The 15,826-nt window shown below is 70.5% G+C and carries 17 protein-coding genes; 9 read left to right on the forward strand and 8 right to left on the reverse strand.

Annotation, left to right across the window (positions count from 1 at the left end; all coding sequences use genetic code 11):
- Window positions 1-89 precede the first annotated feature (89 nt).
- The gene (gene serC / locus AB3M90_RS13670) at window positions 90-1,202 is read left to right on the forward strand and encodes a phosphoserine transaminase (RefSeq protein ID WP_412952795.1); all 1,113 of its coding nucleotides are present in this window, start codon (window positions 90-92) and stop codon (window positions 1,200-1,202) included.
- 6 nt (window positions 1,203-1,208) lie between these two features.
- On the opposite strand, the gene AB3M90_RS13675 is transcribed toward serC, so the two are convergent.
- Together AB3M90_RS13675 and AB3M90_RS13680 are read right to left on the reverse strand one after the other, a co-directional pair.
- Window positions 1,209-1,799, reverse strand: coding sequence for a DUF3027 domain-containing protein (locus AB3M90_RS13675; protein ID WP_412952798.1), 591 nt, complete (start codon window positions 1,797-1,799; stop codon window positions 1,209-1,211).
- Window positions 1,783-2,163 carry a cold-shock protein gene (locus AB3M90_RS13680; RefSeq protein WP_412952801.1) on the reverse strand — a complete coding sequence of 127 codons (381 nt, stop codon included), beginning with the start codon at window positions 2,161-2,163 and terminating at the stop codon, window positions 1,783-1,785. Before AB3M90_RS13680 ends, AB3M90_RS13675 begins: the two co-directional genes overlap by 17 nt.
- Window positions 2,164-2,279: 116 nt before the next feature.
- On the opposite strand from AB3M90_RS13680, the gene AB3M90_RS13685 reads away from it, so the two are divergent.
- The 3 genes from AB3M90_RS13685 (at window position 2,280) to AB3M90_RS13695 (ending at window position 5,997) form a co-directional block, all read left to right on the forward strand.
- Complete coding sequence (locus AB3M90_RS13685; RefSeq protein ID WP_412952804.1) at window positions 2,280-2,555, forward strand: multidrug ABC transporter ATPase; 276 nt, start codon at window positions 2,280-2,282, stop codon at window positions 2,553-2,555.
- Between the two features lie 10 nt (window positions 2,556-2,565).
- The gene (locus AB3M90_RS13690; RefSeq protein WP_412952807.1) at window positions 2,566-4,272 is read left to right on the forward strand and encodes a helicase-associated domain-containing protein; all 1,707 of its coding nucleotides are present in this window, start codon (window positions 2,566-2,568) and stop codon (window positions 4,270-4,272) included.
- A gap of 84 nt (window positions 4,273-4,356) precedes the next feature.
- Complete coding sequence (locus tag AB3M90_RS13695) at window positions 4,357-5,997, forward strand: DNA repair helicase XPB (RefSeq protein WP_412952810.1); 1,641 nt, start codon at window positions 4,357-4,359, stop codon at window positions 5,995-5,997.
- Window positions 5,998-6,017: 20 nt separating this feature from the next.
- Here the strand turns inward: AB3M90_RS13695 and AB3M90_RS13700 are convergent, their stop codons facing one another.
- A complete protein-coding gene (locus tag AB3M90_RS13700) occupies window positions 6,018-7,043 on the reverse strand; it encodes a CPBP family intramembrane glutamic endopeptidase (RefSeq protein WP_412952812.1) in 1,026 nt (341 codons plus the stop codon).
- Between the two features lie 114 nt (window positions 7,044-7,157).
- On the opposite strand from AB3M90_RS13700, the gene AB3M90_RS13705 reads away from it, so the two are divergent.
- From AB3M90_RS13705 to AB3M90_RS13715, 3 genes are all read left to right on the forward strand, one after another.
- Window positions 7,158-7,850 carry a response regulator transcription factor gene (locus AB3M90_RS13705; protein WP_412952814.1) on the forward strand — a complete coding sequence of 231 codons (693 nt, stop codon included), beginning with the start codon at window positions 7,158-7,160 and terminating at the stop codon, window positions 7,848-7,850.
- 70 nt (window positions 7,851-7,920) lie between these two features.
- Complete coding sequence (locus AB3M90_RS13710; protein WP_412952816.1) at window positions 7,921-9,612, forward strand: sensor histidine kinase; 1,692 nt, start codon at window positions 7,921-7,923, stop codon at window positions 9,610-9,612.
- Between the two features lie 125 nt (window positions 9,613-9,737).
- Window positions 9,738-10,025, forward strand: a complete 288-nt coding sequence (locus AB3M90_RS13715; RefSeq protein WP_412952819.1) for a WXG100 family type VII secretion target — start codon at window positions 9,738-9,740, stop codon at window positions 10,023-10,025.
- A 95-nt stretch (window positions 10,026-10,120) separates the two neighbouring features.
- Here AB3M90_RS13715 and groL read toward each other — a convergent pair whose 3' ends face one another.
- The 4 genes from groL to AB3M90_RS13735 form a co-directional block, all read right to left on the reverse strand.
- Window positions 10,121-11,740, reverse strand: a complete 1,620-nt coding sequence (gene groL, locus AB3M90_RS13720; protein ID WP_412952820.1) for a chaperonin GroEL — start codon at window positions 11,738-11,740, stop codon at window positions 10,121-10,123.
- A 123-nt stretch (window positions 11,741-11,863) separates the two neighbouring features.
- Window positions 11,864-12,442, reverse strand: a complete 579-nt coding sequence (locus AB3M90_RS13725) for a LytR C-terminal domain-containing protein (protein WP_412952822.1) — start codon at window positions 12,440-12,442, stop codon at window positions 11,864-11,866.
- A gap of 70 nt (window positions 12,443-12,512) precedes the next feature.
- Window positions 12,513-12,770 carry a DUF3263 domain-containing protein gene (locus tag AB3M90_RS13730; protein WP_412952825.1) on the reverse strand — a complete coding sequence of 86 codons (258 nt, stop codon included), beginning with the start codon at window positions 12,768-12,770 and terminating at the stop codon, window positions 12,513-12,515.
- A gap of 9 nt (window positions 12,771-12,779) precedes the next feature.
- Complete coding sequence (locus AB3M90_RS13735; RefSeq protein WP_412952827.1) at window positions 12,780-13,772, reverse strand: DUF2332 domain-containing protein; 993 nt, start codon at window positions 13,770-13,772, stop codon at window positions 12,780-12,782.
- Window positions 13,773-13,844: 72 nt separating this feature from the next.
- Between AB3M90_RS13735 and msrB the strand changes: the two genes are divergently transcribed.
- Window positions 13,845-14,249 carry a peptide-methionine (R)-S-oxide reductase MsrB gene (gene msrB / locus AB3M90_RS13740; RefSeq protein WP_412952829.1) on the forward strand — a complete coding sequence of 135 codons (405 nt, stop codon included), beginning with the start codon at window positions 13,845-13,847 and terminating at the stop codon, window positions 14,247-14,249.
- Entirely contained in the window at window positions 14,246-14,800 is a 555-nt protein-coding gene (locus tag AB3M90_RS13745; protein ID WP_412952832.1) for a nitroreductase family protein, read from the forward strand. Before msrB ends, AB3M90_RS13745 begins: the two co-directional genes overlap by 4 nt.
- A gap of 3 nt (window positions 14,801-14,803) precedes the next feature.
- Here AB3M90_RS13745 and AB3M90_RS13750 read toward each other — a convergent pair whose 3' ends face one another.
- Entirely contained in the window at window positions 14,804-15,748 is a 945-nt protein-coding gene (locus AB3M90_RS13750; protein ID WP_412952833.1) for a DMT family transporter, read from the reverse strand.
- Window positions 15,749-15,826 lie beyond the last annotated feature (78 nt).

The following is a 15,826-nucleotide window of genomic DNA, read 5'->3' on the forward strand; positions in this document are numbered from 1 at the left end:
GAGGTTCTTAGGCAAGCCTACATTCCCGGGCGGACATCGGACCCTCGACCTGTCGGGGCGGCCCCTCGAAGGCCCCCTAGAATCGACGCATGGCGATCGAGATTCCCCGTGACCTCCTGCCCACCGACGGCCGCTTCGGCTGCGGCCCCTCGAAGGTGCGCGGCGCGCAGCTCGAGGCCCTGGTCACTGCGGGCGCGAGCATCCTCGGCACCTCGCACCGTCAGGCCCCGGTGAAGAACCTCGTCGGGAGCGTCCGCGAGCAGTTCGCCGCCCTGTTCCGGATTCCCGAGGGGTACGAGATCCTGCTCGGGAACGGCGGTTCCACCGCGTTCTGGGATGCCGCGGCCTTCGGGCTCATCGAGCGCCGCAGCCAGAACCTCGTGTTCGGGGAGTTCGGAGGCAAGTTCGCGGCCGCGGCGGCGGCTCCGTGGCTCGAAGCCCCGGACGTCCGCAAGGCGGAGCCCGGCTCCCGCATCGCCGCCGAGGTCGTCGACGGCGTCGACGTCTACGCCTGGCCGCACAACGAGACGTCCACGGGCGTCGCCGCCCCCGTGGACCGCGTGCGCGCCGCCGGTGCGCTGACGGTCATCGATGCGACGAGCGCCGCCGGCGGCATCGACGTCGATCTCGCGCAGGCGGACGTCTACTACTTCGCCCCACAGAAGAACCTCGGATCGGACGGAGGGCTCTGGTTCGCCGCCGTCTCGCCCGCCGCGATCGAACGGATCGAGCGGATCGCGGCATCCGATCGGTACATCCCGGAGTTCCTCAGCCTCAAGAACGCCGTCGACAACTCCCGTCTCAACCAGACGCTCAACACGCCGGCGTTGACCACTCTGCATCTGCTCGACACTCAGCTGCGCTGGATCCTCGACAACGGCGGGCTCGCCTGGGCATCGGGTCGCACGGCCGAGTCGTCCGGCCTGCTGTACGACTGGGCCGAGGCCTCGAGCGTCGCGACGCCCTTCGTCGCCGCTGCCGCGGACCGCTCGCCCGTCGTGGTCACGATCGACTTCGACGAGAGCATCGATGCGGCGGCGGTGGCCAAGACCCTTCGCGCGAACGGCATCGTCGACACGGAGCCCTACCGCAAGCTCGGCAGGAACCAGCTGCGCGTGGCGACCTTCGTCTCGATCGAGCCCGACGACGTGCGTCAGCTCATCCGCTCGCTCGACTACGTGCTGGAGAACACCGGCGCCTGAGCCGGATCACTCCTCCTCGTCGTCCGCCGTCACATCGAGTTCGTCGATGTCGACACCGTCGACATCTCCCGCGTGGAGGATCGTCGACGCTCGATCATCGTCGTCCTCGTCGTCGTCGAGGCCGTCCTCGTCGTCATCGAGGTCGTCATCGTCGTCGAGATCGTCGTCGTCGAGGTCGTCGTCGTCATCGTCGAGGTCGCCATCGATCTCGGCGTCGTCCGACTCGTCGGAGCCGGTCCCGTCCGTCGCCGCGGCCGCCTGCTCGGCGAGTTCCGCCTGATGCGCGCGGTACTCGGCGAGACGCTCGGCCCACGGAACCCATTCGGGCGCGAGGAGCGCTCCGTCTCCGGGGAGCAGCTCCACCTCCAGCACGGTGGGCTCCTCGTCGTCGACGCGGGCGACCGTGACGGTCCAGTACCAGCCCGGGTACCCCGGGAGCCGATTCTCGAAGCGCAGCGACACCGACCCGTCGTCTTCGAGCAGGTAGCCGGCCGCCGGACCGATCGACGCGGCGGGCGTGATCTCGCGCAGCGCATCGAGCGCGAGGTCGTGCGTGTCGAGGAGACGCTCGTCGGGAGCGTCAGGCTTCGAGGTCATCGGCGACCTTGCGCAGGACGGCCGCGATCTTGCGACCATGACCGGACGAGGGGTAGCGACCGCGGCGCAGGTCTCCGCCGATGCCGTCGAGCAGCTTCACGAGATCTTCGACGATGATCGCCATGTCGTCGGCCGGCTTGCGCTTGGCCTTCGAGAGGCTGGGCGGGGCCTCGAGCACCCGGACCGAGAGCGCCTGCAGCCCGCGCTTTCCGTCGGCGACACCGAACTCCACGCGCGCACCCGCCTTCACCGTCGCGCCCGCCGGCATCGCCGAGGCATGCAGGAAGACATCCTGGCCGTCATCGCTGGCGATGAAGCCGAAACCCTTGTCTTCGTCGTAGAACCTGACCTTGCCGGTGGGCATGGGAGAACCTCGCTGATCGGTATGCAGAACGATCGACGCACGAGCGCGTCGACCTCTCCAGCCTACCGGTCGGCAGACGAGCGGACGGAGGGGTCCGTGCGAGTAGGCTGAGGCGGATGAGCACGCAGAACTCCGAACCGGAGCTTCCCGTCCGCCGGCTGGATCGCCTTCTCGCGTTCACCGCGCTCGGAATCGCCGCGGCATCCGTCGTGTGCTTCTTCGCCATCATCATCGGCACCGCCGTCGGCATGGATCAAGCCGCCTTCGGGGAGGGTCTGTGGCCCGTGGTCGCGGCGATCCCGTTCTGGGGCCTCCCGCTCGCCTTCGTGATGATCATCACGCTCCTGATCATGAGCTTCATCCGGAAGGGCCGCGCGGCTTCGCGTTCCTGAGGCACCGCCGATGAGCACCCATGCACGACCGCTTGCCGACTGGCTCGCCGCGGCGAGCGACGATGAGCTGAGTCACCTCCTCCGGTCGCGACGGGTCCGGCCCGACGTCGGATGGGACGACTTCTTCGACGCGGCCGAATCGCTCCTCGACAGCACCTCGCTCGCCCGCGTCCTCCCCGATCTCACAGCCGACGAGGCCGCGGCGCTGCTCCGCGCGGCCGCCGGAGAGGATGCCGGAGAGCAGCGCGCAGCGCTGACCGCTCTCGCGCTGCTGCGCCCCGACGGGTCGCCCTACCCCCCGGTGCTGCCCCTGCTGGAGGGACGCACGACGCCCGACGCCGCCGTCGTTCCGGATCCGGTCCCCGCGTCCGAGCCGGCGGCGGCGCACGCCGCCGAACGCGCCTTCACCACGGTGGCCGTCCTCGCCGATCTGCTGCTCATCGCCCGGGAGAGCCCGTTCGCCCTGCTGTCAGGGGGTGCGGTGAGCGCAGGCGAGAAGCGCCGGCTCGCCGAGACCGGCATGCCAACCGAGATCGTCGACTCCCTTCTCGACATCGCTGTGCACGCCGGGCTCGCCGCCGCCGTCGACCGCCGTCTGCGCGCGTCGTCGTCGGCCGACGACTGGCTGCGATCGTCGGTCGCCGATCGATGGAGAGTGCTGGCGACGTCGTTCCGCGACACGCTCCCGTCCGGGCTCCGGACCACGAACGGCGGATGGATCCCGATTCCGGCCTGGCCGCACGCGCACCCGTGGGACCCGTCGTGGCCGGACGAGAGCGCGGCGCTGCGCGAAGAGGCACGACTCCTGGGGCTGATCGCCGAAGACGGCAGCGAGCCGGAGTGGACGGCCGGTCTGCGCCGGGGCGACGTCGCCGACCCGACTCCCCTCGCCCGGCTGCTCCCGGCGGAGGTCGACCGGATCTTCCTGCAGAACGATCTCACCGCCATCGCTCCCGGACCGCTGCAGCCGGCCCTTGACGTGCGACTGCGCGACATCGCGACCCGCGAGTCGGCCGCTCAGGCCTCGTCCTACCGCTTCACACCGGAGTCGGTCGCGCACGCCTTCATCGCCGGCGAGACCGAGGAGTCGATCCTGGAGTTTCTGAGCGGCATCTCGCTGACCGGCATCCCGCAGCCGCTCGGCTACCTCGTGTCGCAGACGGCGCAGCGGCACGGTCTGGTGCGGATCTCGACCGACGACGAGACCGGCCGCACCCGGATCGAGAGCACCGACCTCCACCTGCTCCAGACGATGGCGGTCGATCAGTCGCTCCGCCCCCTGGGTCTGACCGCCCATGTCTACTCGCTGACCACGCGTGTGAGCAGGGAGACGGTGTACTGGGCGCTCGTCGACGCCCGTTACCCGGCGACGCTCGTGGGTGCCGACGGTGCGGTGCCGGTACGGGAACGGCATCCCGCTGCGCCGTCGCCGGCAGCCGAAGGCGGTGCGGACCTCTCGGCGCTCATCGCGCGCCTCCGCTCGCATCAGGGGCCGGATGCCGACGCCGCGTGGCTCGATCGCGAGCTCGAGGCCGCCGTCCGGGCCAGGGCTGTGCTGCGCGTCACGGTCGGCATGCCCGACGGGTCGACCCGAGAGCTCGTGCTCGAGGCCACGGGGATCGGCGGAGGAAGACTCCGCGGGCGGGACCGCGCCGCCGACGTCGAGCGCACGCTCCCCGTGTCGAGCATCCGCTCCGCCTCGATCGTCGCACCCTGAGCTCGACGCGCCCTGAGCTCGACGCGCCCTGAGCTCGACGCGCCCTGAGCTCGACGTGCCCCGCGCCCGGTAAACTGGTCAGCTATGTCTGATGGCCCCCTGATCGTCCAGAGCGATCGCACCGTGCTGCTCGAAGTGGCCCATGCCGACGCCGAGAGCGCCCGGCACGAGCTCGCGATCTTCGCCGAGCTGGAGCGCGCCCCCGAGCACATCCACACGTATCGCATCACGCGGCTGGGTCTGTGGAACGCCCGCGCCGCCGGGCACACCGCCGACGACATGCTCGAGACCCTCGACCGCTGGTCGCGCTTCCCCGTGCCGCCGTCGGTCGCCGTCGACCTGCGCGAGACCGTCGGCCGCTACGGCCGTCTCGTGATCGAGCGCGACCACGAAGGACTGCTCCTGCTGCGGTCGTCCGATCCGGCCGTGCTCACCCAGGTCGCGAACAACAAGCGCATCCAGCCGCTGCTCATCGGGCATCCGAACGCCGAGACCTACGTCGTCGACGCGTGGGCGCGAGGCCAGATCAAGCAGGAGCTGCTGAAGATCGGATGGCCCGCCGAGGATCTCGCCGGGTACACCCCCGGCACTCCGCACGAGATCGAGCTCGCCGAGGACGGCTGGCAGATCCGCCCGTACCAGCAGGACGCGGTCGACGCGTTCGCCAAAGACGGATCGGGCGTGGTCGTGCTGCCCTGCGGCGCGGGCAAGACCATCGTCGGAGCCGGCGCGATGGCGGCGACCAAGACGACGACGCTCATCCTCGTGACGAACACGGTGTCGGCGCGGCAGTGGCGCGACGAGCTGCTCAAGCGCACCAGCCTGACGCCCGAGGAGATCGGCGAGTACTCGGGGCAGGCGAAAGAGGTCAAGCCGGTCACGATCGCGACGTACCAGATCCTGACCGCCAAGCGGAAGGGCGAGTACGCCCATCTCGCGCTGCTCGACGCCCTCGACTGGGGCCTCATCGTCTACGACGAGGTGCACCTGCTGCCCGCCCCGGTCTTCAAGCTGACCGCCGACCTGCAGGCGCGGCGGCGCATCGGACTGACCGCGACCCTCGTGCGCGAGGACGGCCGCGAGGGCGACGTGTTCAGCCTGATCGGCCCGAAGCGGTTCGACGCCCCCTGGAAGCAGATCGAGGCGCAGGGGTTCATCTCCCCCGCCGTCTGCTACGAAGTGCGCGTGGACCTGCCCCCCGGCGACCGCCTCGAGTACGCGGCGGCCACCGACGACGAGCGCTACCGCCTCGCCGCCTCCGCACCGGCGAAGGTCCAGGCGGTCCGCGAGCTGATCGAGAAGCACGAGGGCGAACGCATCCTCGTCATCGGGCAGTATCTCGATCAGTTGGAGTCGCTGTCAGAGGCGCTCGGTGCGCCGCAGATCACCGGGGCCACCCCGGTCGACGAGCGCGAGGAGCTGTACCGCGCCTTCCGCGAGGGCGAGATCTCGCTGCTCGTGGTGTCGAAGGTGGCCAACTTCTCGATCGACCTCCCCGAGGCGTCCGTTGCGATCCAGGTCTCCGGCTCCTTCGGATCGCGGCAGGAGGAGGCGCAGCGCCTCGGACGACTCCTGCGCCCGAAGCAGTCCGGTCACACGGCGAGCTTCTACACGCTGGTCGCCCGCGACACGATCGATCAAGACTACGCGCAGAACCGCCAGCGCTTCCTCGCCGAGCAGGGCTACAGCTACACCATCATGGACGCCGACGCGATCGCGGCCTGACGCGCGACGCCCCGGACCGCTCAGCCGTGCAGCGTCGGCGGCAGGCTGTGCGTGCCTCGAGCGCCGCCGTGACGCGCAGACGCGATGCGGGGCGGCGCCGTCCGCACCACCCCCAGCCTTCGCGCCCACCGATCGGCGAGGAGCGCGAAGACGACCATCGCCGCGGTCGAGGCGACCAGATCGACCGTACCGCCGGAGGTGGCGTTGGCGTCGACGAGCCCGACCGAGCCGAACAGGAAGATGAGGACGTTGTTGACGATGTGCAGCGCGATGGCCGCCTCGAGACCGCCGGTACGCCAGGTGAGCCATCCGGCGACCACCGCGAAGACGCCGACGCTCGCCGCTCCCCACACGTCGTACCCGTGGCCGAGCACGAACAGCGGCACCGGCAGCAGGATGGCGAAAGCCGGATGCCGCAGCCAGCCGCCGACGAGCTGCATCAGGTAGCCGCGGAAGACGTACTCCTCCGCCGCCGCCTGGAACGGGATCAGCAGGAGCACGAGCAGCACCATCACGCCGAGGCCCGGGTGGGAGAAGTCCGGCACGACAGCGTCTCCCGTCACCGCCGACCACCCCAGCAGCGCCGCGAAATAGGCGGCGAAGACGGCGAGCGCGAGCAGGAGCGTCTTGCCGAGCCACGCGAGGCGCAGCCGGCCGACGACCGACGACAGGAGTCCGACGCCCCGGCCCTGCACGATCCGGGAGGCGAGGAGGAGCGGCGGGATCATCAGGATCAGCGGCAGCACCAGCGCGACGAGCAGCCACGGTCGGTCGAGGTCGAAGAACTGCATCGTCGACAGCAGCACCGAGAGTTCGACGCCCCATTCCGTGTTCAGCATCGAGCCGATCACCACGGGCACGATGAGCAGGAGCAGGACGACCAGATAGAAGGCGATGCCGAGGAGCCCCGTCAGAAGGACCGTCCACCAGCGATACCGCGGCCGCAGGCGCGCGAGACGGTGATACGCGGTCCGTTCGGCGCCCGACGGCGCGTGACCGGCGGTGACGGATGCGGGGGCGGTGGTGGCGTCCTCGATCGTGCTCATCCCTCGATCCTGCCGTCCGCGCCTGTGCGGCGCATCCGACCACGGGAGGATCCCGCTCGCGCCGCTCCGCACAATAGTCAGCATCCCCATGGCCGGAGTCACCATAATGGGGACATGACTGATGCGCGCATCCTGGTCGTCGACGACGAGCCCAACATTCGCGACCTGCTCTCGACGGGTCTCAGCTTCGCCGGGTTCCAGGTGAAGACCGTGGCCAACGGCGCCGCCACGATCTCCGCGGTGCTCGAGGAGGAGCCCGATCTGATCATCCTCGACGTCATGCTCCCCGACATGAACGGGTTCAGCGTCACCAAGCGCCTTCGCGGCGCCGGCTTCACCGCCCCCATCCTGTTCCTGACCGCCAAGGACGGCACCGAGGACAAGATCGAAGGTCTCAACGCCGGCGGCGACGACTACGTCACCAAGCCGTTCAGCCTCGACGAGATCGTCGCCCGCGCACAGGCCATCCTCCGCCGGACGATGCAGGCCGACGAGGAGTCGGTCATCCGGGCAGGCGAGCTGTCGATGGACCAGGACACGCACGACGTGCACGTGGGGAAGGTGCCGATCGAGCTCAGCCCCACCGAGTTCAAGCTCCTGCGCTACCTCATGCTGAACCCCAACCGCGTGCTGTCGAAGGCGCAGATCCTCGACCACGTGTGGGAGTACGACTTCAACGGCGACGCCGGCATCGTGGAGAGCTACATCTCGTACCTGCGGCGCAAGATCGACCCGCACACCGATGAGGCGCTGATCCAGACCAAGCGCGGCTTCGGCTACATGCTCAAGGTCGGCAAGTCGGTCTGACGACCGCACGATCCGGCCGCACCGTCCGGCACCCGCCCGCCGGCGGAGACCACGCATCAGGGAGGACCGCATGGCGCACAAGCCGGATGCGGTCACCAGCTGGTGGCGGCGCACCAGCCTGCGGGCCAAGGTCACCGGTGTCACGGTCGCCGTGCTCGCGCTCGGCCTGCTCGTCGCCGGGATGGGCACCGTGCCGATCCTGCGATCCGCGCTCGTCGGCAACATCGACGCGCAGCTGCCCGCCCTCGTCTCGGGCGACCTGTTGAACCGCTACTTCGAGAAGCCGGAGGGCGACACCGTCTACCGCCCGGGCGAGCAGCAGCCGCGCGACTTCGCCTTCGCGGTGTACGACGTCGACGGGGTGCTGCTGGCGGCCACCGGCGGCACGGCCGACGACGGTCCCGTGTTCCCGGAGACGTATTCGCTGCAGCAGGCGCAGTTCGAGGCCGAGACACGCTTCGACCTTCCCGGGGAGGACGGGTCGGTGTACCGGGCCGCCGTGGCCACCGTCCAGGGCGACGCGGGCGGACTGCTCATCCAGCTCGTCGCCATGCCGCTCTCCGAGGTCGACCGAATCATCAGTCAGTACTTCGGCATCTACATCACCATCGCGCTGATCACCATCTCGGTCGCCGCGCTCCTCACGCGCGGGCTGGTCACCCTCACGTTCCGCCGACTCGGCCAGGTCGAGGCCACGGCCATGTCGATCGCCGCGGGCGATTTCCGGCAGCGCTTGACCGATCTCGAGCCCACGACCGAGGTCGGCCGCCTCAACGGCGCGATCAACACGATGCTCGATCGCGTGGACCGCTCGCTCGCCCAGCGCGATCGGACGGTGCAGCACATGCGCCGCTTCATCGGCGATGCGAGTCATGAGCTGCGCACTCCCCTCGTGAGCGTGCGCGGGTACGCCGAGCTGTACCGCATGGGCGCGATCCAGGGCGAGGAAGACACGAAGCGCGCGATGGAGCGCATCGAGAAGGAGGCCATCCGGATGGGCGTCCTCGTCGAGGACCTCCTCGCCCTGGCGCGCCTCGACGAGGAGCGCGAACCGGCGATCGAGCCGCTCGACCTGCGGCCCATCGCCCGCGACGCCGCCCTCGACGTGCGTGCCGCAGCGCCGGGCCGCACGGTCACGGTGATCGATCGAACGCTGGAGGCCATGGCCCCCATCCCCCCGCGGGCCGTCCCGACGCCACCGTCGGAACCGGCGGCGCTTCCGCCCGCACCCCGGGGCCTCTCGCGCGGCACGCTGGCGCGACTGCGTCGACGGCCCCGGCAGACCGAGCAGGCGCCGGCGATCGACTTCACCGAGATCCCCGACATCCCGGTGCGCACGCCGCCCATCGTGCTGGGCGAGGAGAACAAGGTGCGCCAGGTGGTCACCAATCTGCTCGGGAACGCTCGCCGCTTCTCGCCGGAGGACGGACCCATCGAGATCGTCGTCGACTCGGATCGGGTCCGTGGTACGGGGAGCATCGCGATCGTCGATCACGGAGAGGGCATTCCTCCGCAGATCCGGGAGCAGATCTTCGAGCGCTTCTGGCGCGCCGACACCTCGCGCGCTCGGGAGACGGGGGGCTCGGGTCTCGGATTGGCGATCGTGGCCTCGATCGTGAAGGCGCTGCACGGGGCGGTCGTGGTCTCGGAGACGCCCGGCGGCGGTGCGACCTTCACGGTGACGCTTCCGCTCGCGCCGGCGCGCGCTACGCCGGCGCATCTCCTCGAAGACACGCAGCCGATCGATCCGCTCGACCTGTAGGAGCCCTGCACGGGCGCCGCGTTCGACCGGTTGTGCACAGCGGTCGGCCGAGCGCCGACCGTTCGCCGATTCGCCGCGCGACCGCTGTCTAGCCTCGGTACTCCCTGAACAGAGAAGGAGTTCCCATGTCGGTCTTCACCGTCGACACCGAAGCCGTCGAAGCCGCCCACGGCGCCGCCCGCGCCACCATGGAGCGACTGCGAGCCGAATCGGCCACGCTCATGGCGCAACTGCGTCAGCTGCCGTCGTCGTGGTCGGGCAGCGCGTCGACCGCGTTCCAGAGCTGCGCCGACCAGTGGCAGGGCGCGCAGCTGCACGTCGAGCAGACGCTCGACTCGATCGGCACATCGCTCGGCGCGGCCGCGACGCAGTACGCCGAGGCGGATCACTACTCGGCCAGCCTGTTCCGCTGAGCCGCGCCGGTACGACAGAACGCCCCCGGCCGGAGCCGGGGGCGTTCTGTGTGACGGCGTCGTTGCGGCTGGGCCTCAGCGACGGTGTCGGGGCGTCAGAAGTCCATGCCACCCGACGGGTCGCCGACCGGAGCCGCGGCCTTCTCGGGCTTGTCGGCGACGACGGCCTCCGTGGTGAGGAAGAGACCGGCGATCGACGCCGCGTTCTGCAGCGCGGAGCGCGTCACCTTGGCCGGGTCGATGATGCCCTGTGCGAACATGTCGCCGTACTCGCCGGTGGCGGCGTTGAGGCCCTCGCCCGCGGGGAGCTCGGAGACCTTGTTGGCCACGACGCCCGGCTCGAGACCGGCGTTCAGCGCGATCTGCTTGAGCGGAGCCTCGATCGCGACGCGCACGATGTTCGCGCCGGTCGCCTCGTCGCCGTCGAGCGACAGGGCGTCGAGCGCCTTGGTGCCCGACTGGATGAGCGCGACGCCACCACCGGGGACGATGCCCTCCTCGACGGCCGCCTTCGCGTTGCGCACGGCGTCTTCGATGCGGTGCTTGCGCTCCTTCAGCTCGACCTCGGTCGCCGCACCCGCCTTGATGACGGCCACGCCGCCGGCGAGCTTCGCCAGGCGCTCCTGCAGCTTCTCGCGGTCGTAGTCGCTGTCGGTGTTCTCGATCTCACGACGGATCTGCGTGACGCGACCCTCGATCTGGTCGGCCTCGCCGGCACCCTCGACGATCGTGGTCTCGTCCTTGGTGACGATGACCTTGCGGGCACGACCCAGCAGGTCGAGCGTGGCGTTCTCGAGCTTGAGGCCCACCTCTTCGGTGATGACCTGGCCGCCGGTGAGGATGGCGATGTCCTGCAGCTGCGCCTTGCGGCGGTCGCCGAAGCCGGGAGCCTTGACGGCGACCGACTTGAAGATGCCCTTGAGCTTGTTCAGCACGAGCGTCGCGAGAGCCTCGCCCTCGACGTCTTCGGCGATGATGACGAGCTCCTTGCCGTCCTGGATCACCTTGTCGACGATGGGCAGAAGGTCCTTGATGTTCGAGATCTTCTGGTTCGCGATGAGGATGTACGGGTCCTCGAAGACGGCCTCCTGGCGCTCCGGGTCCGTGACGAAGTAGGGGTTCAGGTAGCCCTTGTCGAAGCGCATGCCCTCGGTGAGCTCGAGCTCGGTGCCGAAGGTCTGCGACTCCTCGACGGTGACCACGCCCTCCTTGCCGACCTTGTCGATCGCCTCGGCGATGAGCTCGCCGATGGCCGGGTCGGCGGCCGAGATCGACGCGGTCGCGGCGATCTGCTCCTTGGAGTCGATCTCCTTCGCGGTGGTCAGCAGCTCCTCGGTGATCGCGGCGACGGCCTTCTCGATGCCGCGCTTGAGCGAGATCGGGTCGGCGCCGGCCGCGACGTTGCGCAGGCCTTCGCGGACGAGCGCCTGGGCCAGGACCGTGGCGGTGGTCGTTCCGTCACCGGCGACGTCGTCGGTCTTCTTCGCGACCTCCTTGACGAGCTCCGCGCCGATCTTCTCGTACGGGTCGTCCAGCTCGATCTCCTTGGCGATGGACACACCGTCGTTCGTGATCGTGGGGGCGCCCCACTTCTTCTCGAGCACGACGTTGCGACCGCGCGGGCCGAGGGTCACCTTGACCGCGTCGGCGAGGATGTTGAGACCGCGCTCGAGGCCGCGGCGGGCCTCCTCATCGAAAGCGATGATCTTTGCCATGAGTTTTGTCGTCCCTCCTGGACGTAGACGGTGGGTTTAGCACTCAGAGTGAGAGAGTGCTAACGCCATTCTGGCACTCGACACCATCGAGTGCAAGCCGCCGACGAGACCGCGGAGAGTGCGTCAGGAGGCGGGCGTCTCGGCGGGAGTCTGGGGCGCCGTCGGCGAGCGATCCAGGCCGATGACGATCGTCAGCTGCTTCGAGCCCGTGTCGTTGAGCGCCGCATAGAAGTCGCTCTGCCGCACCTCGGCACCGCCGATCACCCCGGCCAGGCCGACGGCGGCCGATTCGTCCTCCGCGTCGACGTAGTACACCGTGGTCATCGCGAAGTCCTCGCTCGCGCTGTCGCTCGCGTACACGCTGCCGGCGGCCCACCCGCTGTTGATGAGGGTGTCGCGCATCTGCACGTCGAGGCCCTCGTCGGGGGTGGCGTTGAGGATCATCACCGAGATCGAGGTGTCGACGACCCCGGTGTCCTCCGGGGTGGGCACCGAGGTGGGCGCGGACTCAGGGAACAGCGAGATGCGCCCCATGACGACCAGCGAGCCGAAGATGCCGGCGATGATCAGCACCAGCGCGGCCACGAACGACCACAGCAGCACGACCCAGCCGTTCATCCCCGGCGCCTCGGCTCGGTGGGCCCCGACCCGTCCGGAGGAACGGGGAACGTCATCGAAGCGATCGCGGGTGGGCTTTGACACCCCTCGATGCTAGCGTCACGTGGCTGTCGATCCGGTCAGCGGCGTGGAGCCGACCTGGGCGGCACCGGAGTCAGCCGACGAATCCCGGCGTGCGCGCGCTGCGTCTCGCCGCGCGCGAATCGCGCATCCGACGCAGACGCCGCACCAGCATCGGATCGTACTCCAGCGCGGTCTCCGTCTCGATGAGCCGGCCGAGCAGCTGGTAGTAGCGGGCGGCGCTCATGCCCAGCTGCGCGCGGATGACCTCCTCCTTCGCGCCGCCGTGACGCGGCCACGACGCCTCGAGGGCGAGGATCGCGCGGTCGCGCTCCGTGAGGTCTCCGAGCATGCCTCCAGGCTAGGACGCATACGCGCGAACGTCGGTGCGCCACTCCCACCAACGCCCGAGCGGGTCGGCTGCGGCGCGCACGTCGCCGTCGAGGGCGACGACGAACCCCGGCCAGGTCGCCTCGTCGATCGCGGGCCGCCAGACGTCGAGCAGACCCGGCGGATCGATCGTGACCCAGCGTGCGGACAGCTGCGAGATGCGCTCGATCAGCAGCTCGCGCCGAGCGCGCGGCAGGTGCACCAGCACGCCGGGCGTCGTCACGACGAGCGTCGCGTCCGGCGGGGCGGCCGCCGCCACGGCCGCGATCTCCTCCACCGCGTCTCCGGCGGTGAGACGGGGAGGATCGGATGCCGCCACGTCGAGCGCGGCGACGACGCGCTCCTCGCGGCCGGACTCCCCCGGCCACACCAGCGCCCGCAGCCAGTCCCGATCCCGCGGGTCGCGAGGGTCGAGGGGGGCGAGGTCGATGCCGGCCCGCCACACGACCTCCGGGGGCCGGAGCGGCGGAAGCGAGCCGTGTACGCGGCACTCGAGCATCACGGACGACGGCCCGTCGGCGGGATCGATCGCCGAGAGGACGTCGCCGTCGGCATCGAGGTACCGGTACGAGTACCTGTCGGGATACAGGCACAGTCCCGCCGACGCCCCGATCTCGAGGAGCGCCAGCGGTCCCTCGATCTCGCTCAGCACCGGGAGGAGGGCCGCCAGTCGCAGCGGTTCGTTCGTCTGCAGCTGCCGCGCCGCGCACTCGGCGACGACCGCCTCGGCGTGCGCCATCAGGAAGCGACGCCAGGCCGGGTAGCCCTCGAGACCGGCGCCGAGCAGGCGGGTCGCGGCGAACACCAGGGGCGGCTGGCGGCGGTTCTCCGGAATGCGCTCCAGCACCCGCTGCACCTCCGGATCGCCGGCGACCCCCACCGCCCACTCCGCGTAGAGGGCACTGCGTCCCGGCGCCTCCTCGCGCGCGAAGCGGGCGTAGCGCCGCTCCACCGCATCCGTCATCCGTCCATTGTGACGCGAGCGCACCCGGTGCCGTGCCATCCGGGAGAGAATGGAGGCGACTCAGGAGGACACATGTCGTACAGCGTGGACAAGACCGAAGACGAGTGGCGCCGGGAGCTCGGCGACGAGCAGTACGCGGTGCTGCGACAGGCCGCCACCGAGCGCGCCTGGACCGGAGAGCTTCTCGACGAGAACCGCTCGGGCCTCTATACATGCGGAGCGTGCGACGCCGAGCTCTTCAAGAGCGGGACCAAGTTCGACTCCGGATGCGGCTGGCCGAGCTTCTACGAGTCGATCCGGCCGGAGGCGGTCGAGCTCATCGAGGACACCAGCCTCGGCATGGTGCGCACGGAGGTGCGCTGCGCGAACTGCGGCTCGCACCTCGGGCACGTCTTCCCCGACGGCTTCGGCACCCCGACCGGCGACCGGTACTGCATGAACTCGATCGCGATGAACTTCACCCCCGACGAGCCGTGAGCGCACTCGACGCCGTCCGCGCGCGTCACTCCTGGTCGAAGGTCGACGACACCGCCCCGACCAGGGAGGAGCTGCTCACCTACGTCACCGCCGCAGGCCGGGTCGCCGACCACTCCTCGTTGCGGCCGTGGCGCTTGATCGAGCTGCGCGGCGCCGACCGCGAGGTGCTCGGGGCGGCGATCGCGAAGGCGCAGGGCGACCGGTCGCCCTCGAGCAAGCCGCTGCGCGCCCCGCTGCTCATCGCGGTCGTCGCGTCGTATCGCAAGAGCGACAAGGTGCCGCGCTGGGAGCAGGAGGCCGTCGCCTCGGGCGTGGCGCACATGCTGAGCCTGCTCCTCGACGAGGCCGGCTGGGGCGTCATCTGGCGCACCGGTCACTACACGCGCGCCAAGGCCGTCGCCAAGGCCCACGGGCTGGGCAAGGACGAGGAGCTCCTCGGCTGGCTGTACGTCGGCGGCAAGCCGGCCGGACGCCGGCCCGGCCGGCGCAAGGCCGTCGACGCCCGCAAGCTCGTGACCCGGCTGCCGAAGAAGAAGAAGACAAAGAAGTAGGCGTCAGCGCCGCCTCGGCCGCCGGGGGACGGCCACCGCGACGGATGCCACGGCCACCACCACCATCGCGACGATCTGCCAGGGCGCCGGCCCCGCGGCCGTCGGCCAGAGCAGATCGATGACGACCGAGGTGGCGAGCTGCCCCAGCACCGAGCCGAGGCCCATCAGAAGCACCCCGGTGTGCGCCACGATGACCGCTCCCAGGAGGATGTAGGCCGCTCCGAGGAAGCCTCCGAGGTAGAGCCAGGGCTCCGCAGGAGGCGCTTGGGGGATGCCACGCAGCGCGACGCTCGTCCCCGCCGCGGCCATCAGCACGAGGGTCCCCGCGACGAAGCTCATCACGGTCGCGGCGATCGGCGACGCGACCCGCTGCGCGAGCCGCCCGTTCGTCGCCGCCTGCCAGGCGATCCCCACCCCCGCGGCGAACGGGAGCAGCAGCATCCACAGCGGGGCGGACGCGAGCACGTCTCCGGAGAGCGAGATCGCGACCGCGGCGAGCGCGAGCACTCCCCCCGCCACCCGACCCGGCGTCACCGCCACGACGCCGGCAGGGCCGAAACCGATCCGGTCGAGCACGAGCCCGTGCAGGGTCTGTCCGGCGACGACGCCGACCGTGAAGAGCGACACGCCCAGCACACCGGCCGTGAGCCCCTGGGTCGACACCGTGAGGGCGCCGCAGGCGCCGCCGAGCAGCATCCAGAACGGGATGCGCCTGCTCCGGATGCCGTCGACCAGGCGTCGGACGCCGCGACGCGCCGAGGGGAGGCACGCGGTCGCGACGAGGAGGGCGACGAGGCCCACCGCGAATGACACGAGCCCGGCGACGACGCCGTCGTCGAGCGTCACGCCGAGCACGCCGTTGATGCGCGCCTGGACGGCGGTCATCACGCCGATGGCCACCGCCCCGCCGAGCCCCGCGGGAGCCGGGATTCGGGGGCGGTCGGTCACCCGTCGACCCTACCTCCCCCGCCGGGAGGACCCGAGGCCGGGCGGAAAGGTACCGGAGGAGGACGCGGCGCCCGGGCG

Origin of the sequence: Microbacterium martis (genome assembly GCF_047246685.1) — a bacterium.
GTDB lineage: Bacteria > Actinomycetota > Actinomycetes > Actinomycetales > Microbacteriaceae > Microbacterium.

Coding starts and splice junctions, on each gene's coding strand:
- serC (WP_412952795.1), top strand. CDS start 90: ATGGCGATCGAGATTCCCCGTGACCTCCTGCCCACCGACGGCCGCTTC.
- AB3M90_RS13675 (WP_412952798.1), bottom strand. CDS start 1,799: ATGACCTCGAAGCCTGACGCTCCCGACGAGCGTCTCCTCGACACGCAC.
- AB3M90_RS13680 (WP_412952801.1), bottom strand. CDS start 2,163: ATGCCCACCGGCAAGGTCAGGTTCTACGACGAAGACAAGGGTTTCGGC.
- AB3M90_RS13685 (WP_412952804.1), top strand. CDS start 2,280: ATGAGCACGCAGAACTCCGAACCGGAGCTTCCCGTCCGCCGGCTGGAT.
- AB3M90_RS13690 (WP_412952807.1), top strand. CDS start 2,566: ATGAGCACCCATGCACGACCGCTTGCCGACTGGCTCGCCGCGGCGAGC.
- AB3M90_RS13695 (WP_412952810.1), top strand. CDS start 4,357: ATGTCTGATGGCCCCCTGATCGTCCAGAGCGATCGCACCGTGCTGCTC.
- AB3M90_RS13700 (WP_412952812.1), bottom strand. CDS start 7,043: ATGAGCACGATCGAGGACGCCACCACCGCCCCCGCATCCGTCACCGCC.
- AB3M90_RS13705 (WP_412952814.1), top strand. CDS start 7,158: ATGACTGATGCGCGCATCCTGGTCGTCGACGACGAGCCCAACATTCGC.
- AB3M90_RS13710 (WP_412952816.1), top strand. CDS start 7,921: ATGGCGCACAAGCCGGATGCGGTCACCAGCTGGTGGCGGCGCACCAGC.
- AB3M90_RS13715 (WP_412952819.1), top strand. CDS start 9,738: ATGTCGGTCTTCACCGTCGACACCGAAGCCGTCGAAGCCGCCCACGGC.
- groL (WP_412952820.1), bottom strand. CDS start 11,740: ATGGCAAAGATCATCGCTTTCGATGAGGAGGCCCGCCGCGGCCTCGAG.
- AB3M90_RS13730 (WP_412952825.1), bottom strand. CDS start 12,770: ATGCTCGGAGACCTCACGGAGCGCGACCGCGCGATCCTCGCCCTCGAG.
- AB3M90_RS13735 (WP_412952827.1), bottom strand. CDS start 13,772: ATGACGGATGCGGTGGAGCGGCGCTACGCCCGCTTCGCGCGCGAGGAG.
- msrB (WP_412952829.1), top strand. CDS start 13,845: ATGTCGTACAGCGTGGACAAGACCGAAGACGAGTGGCGCCGGGAGCTC.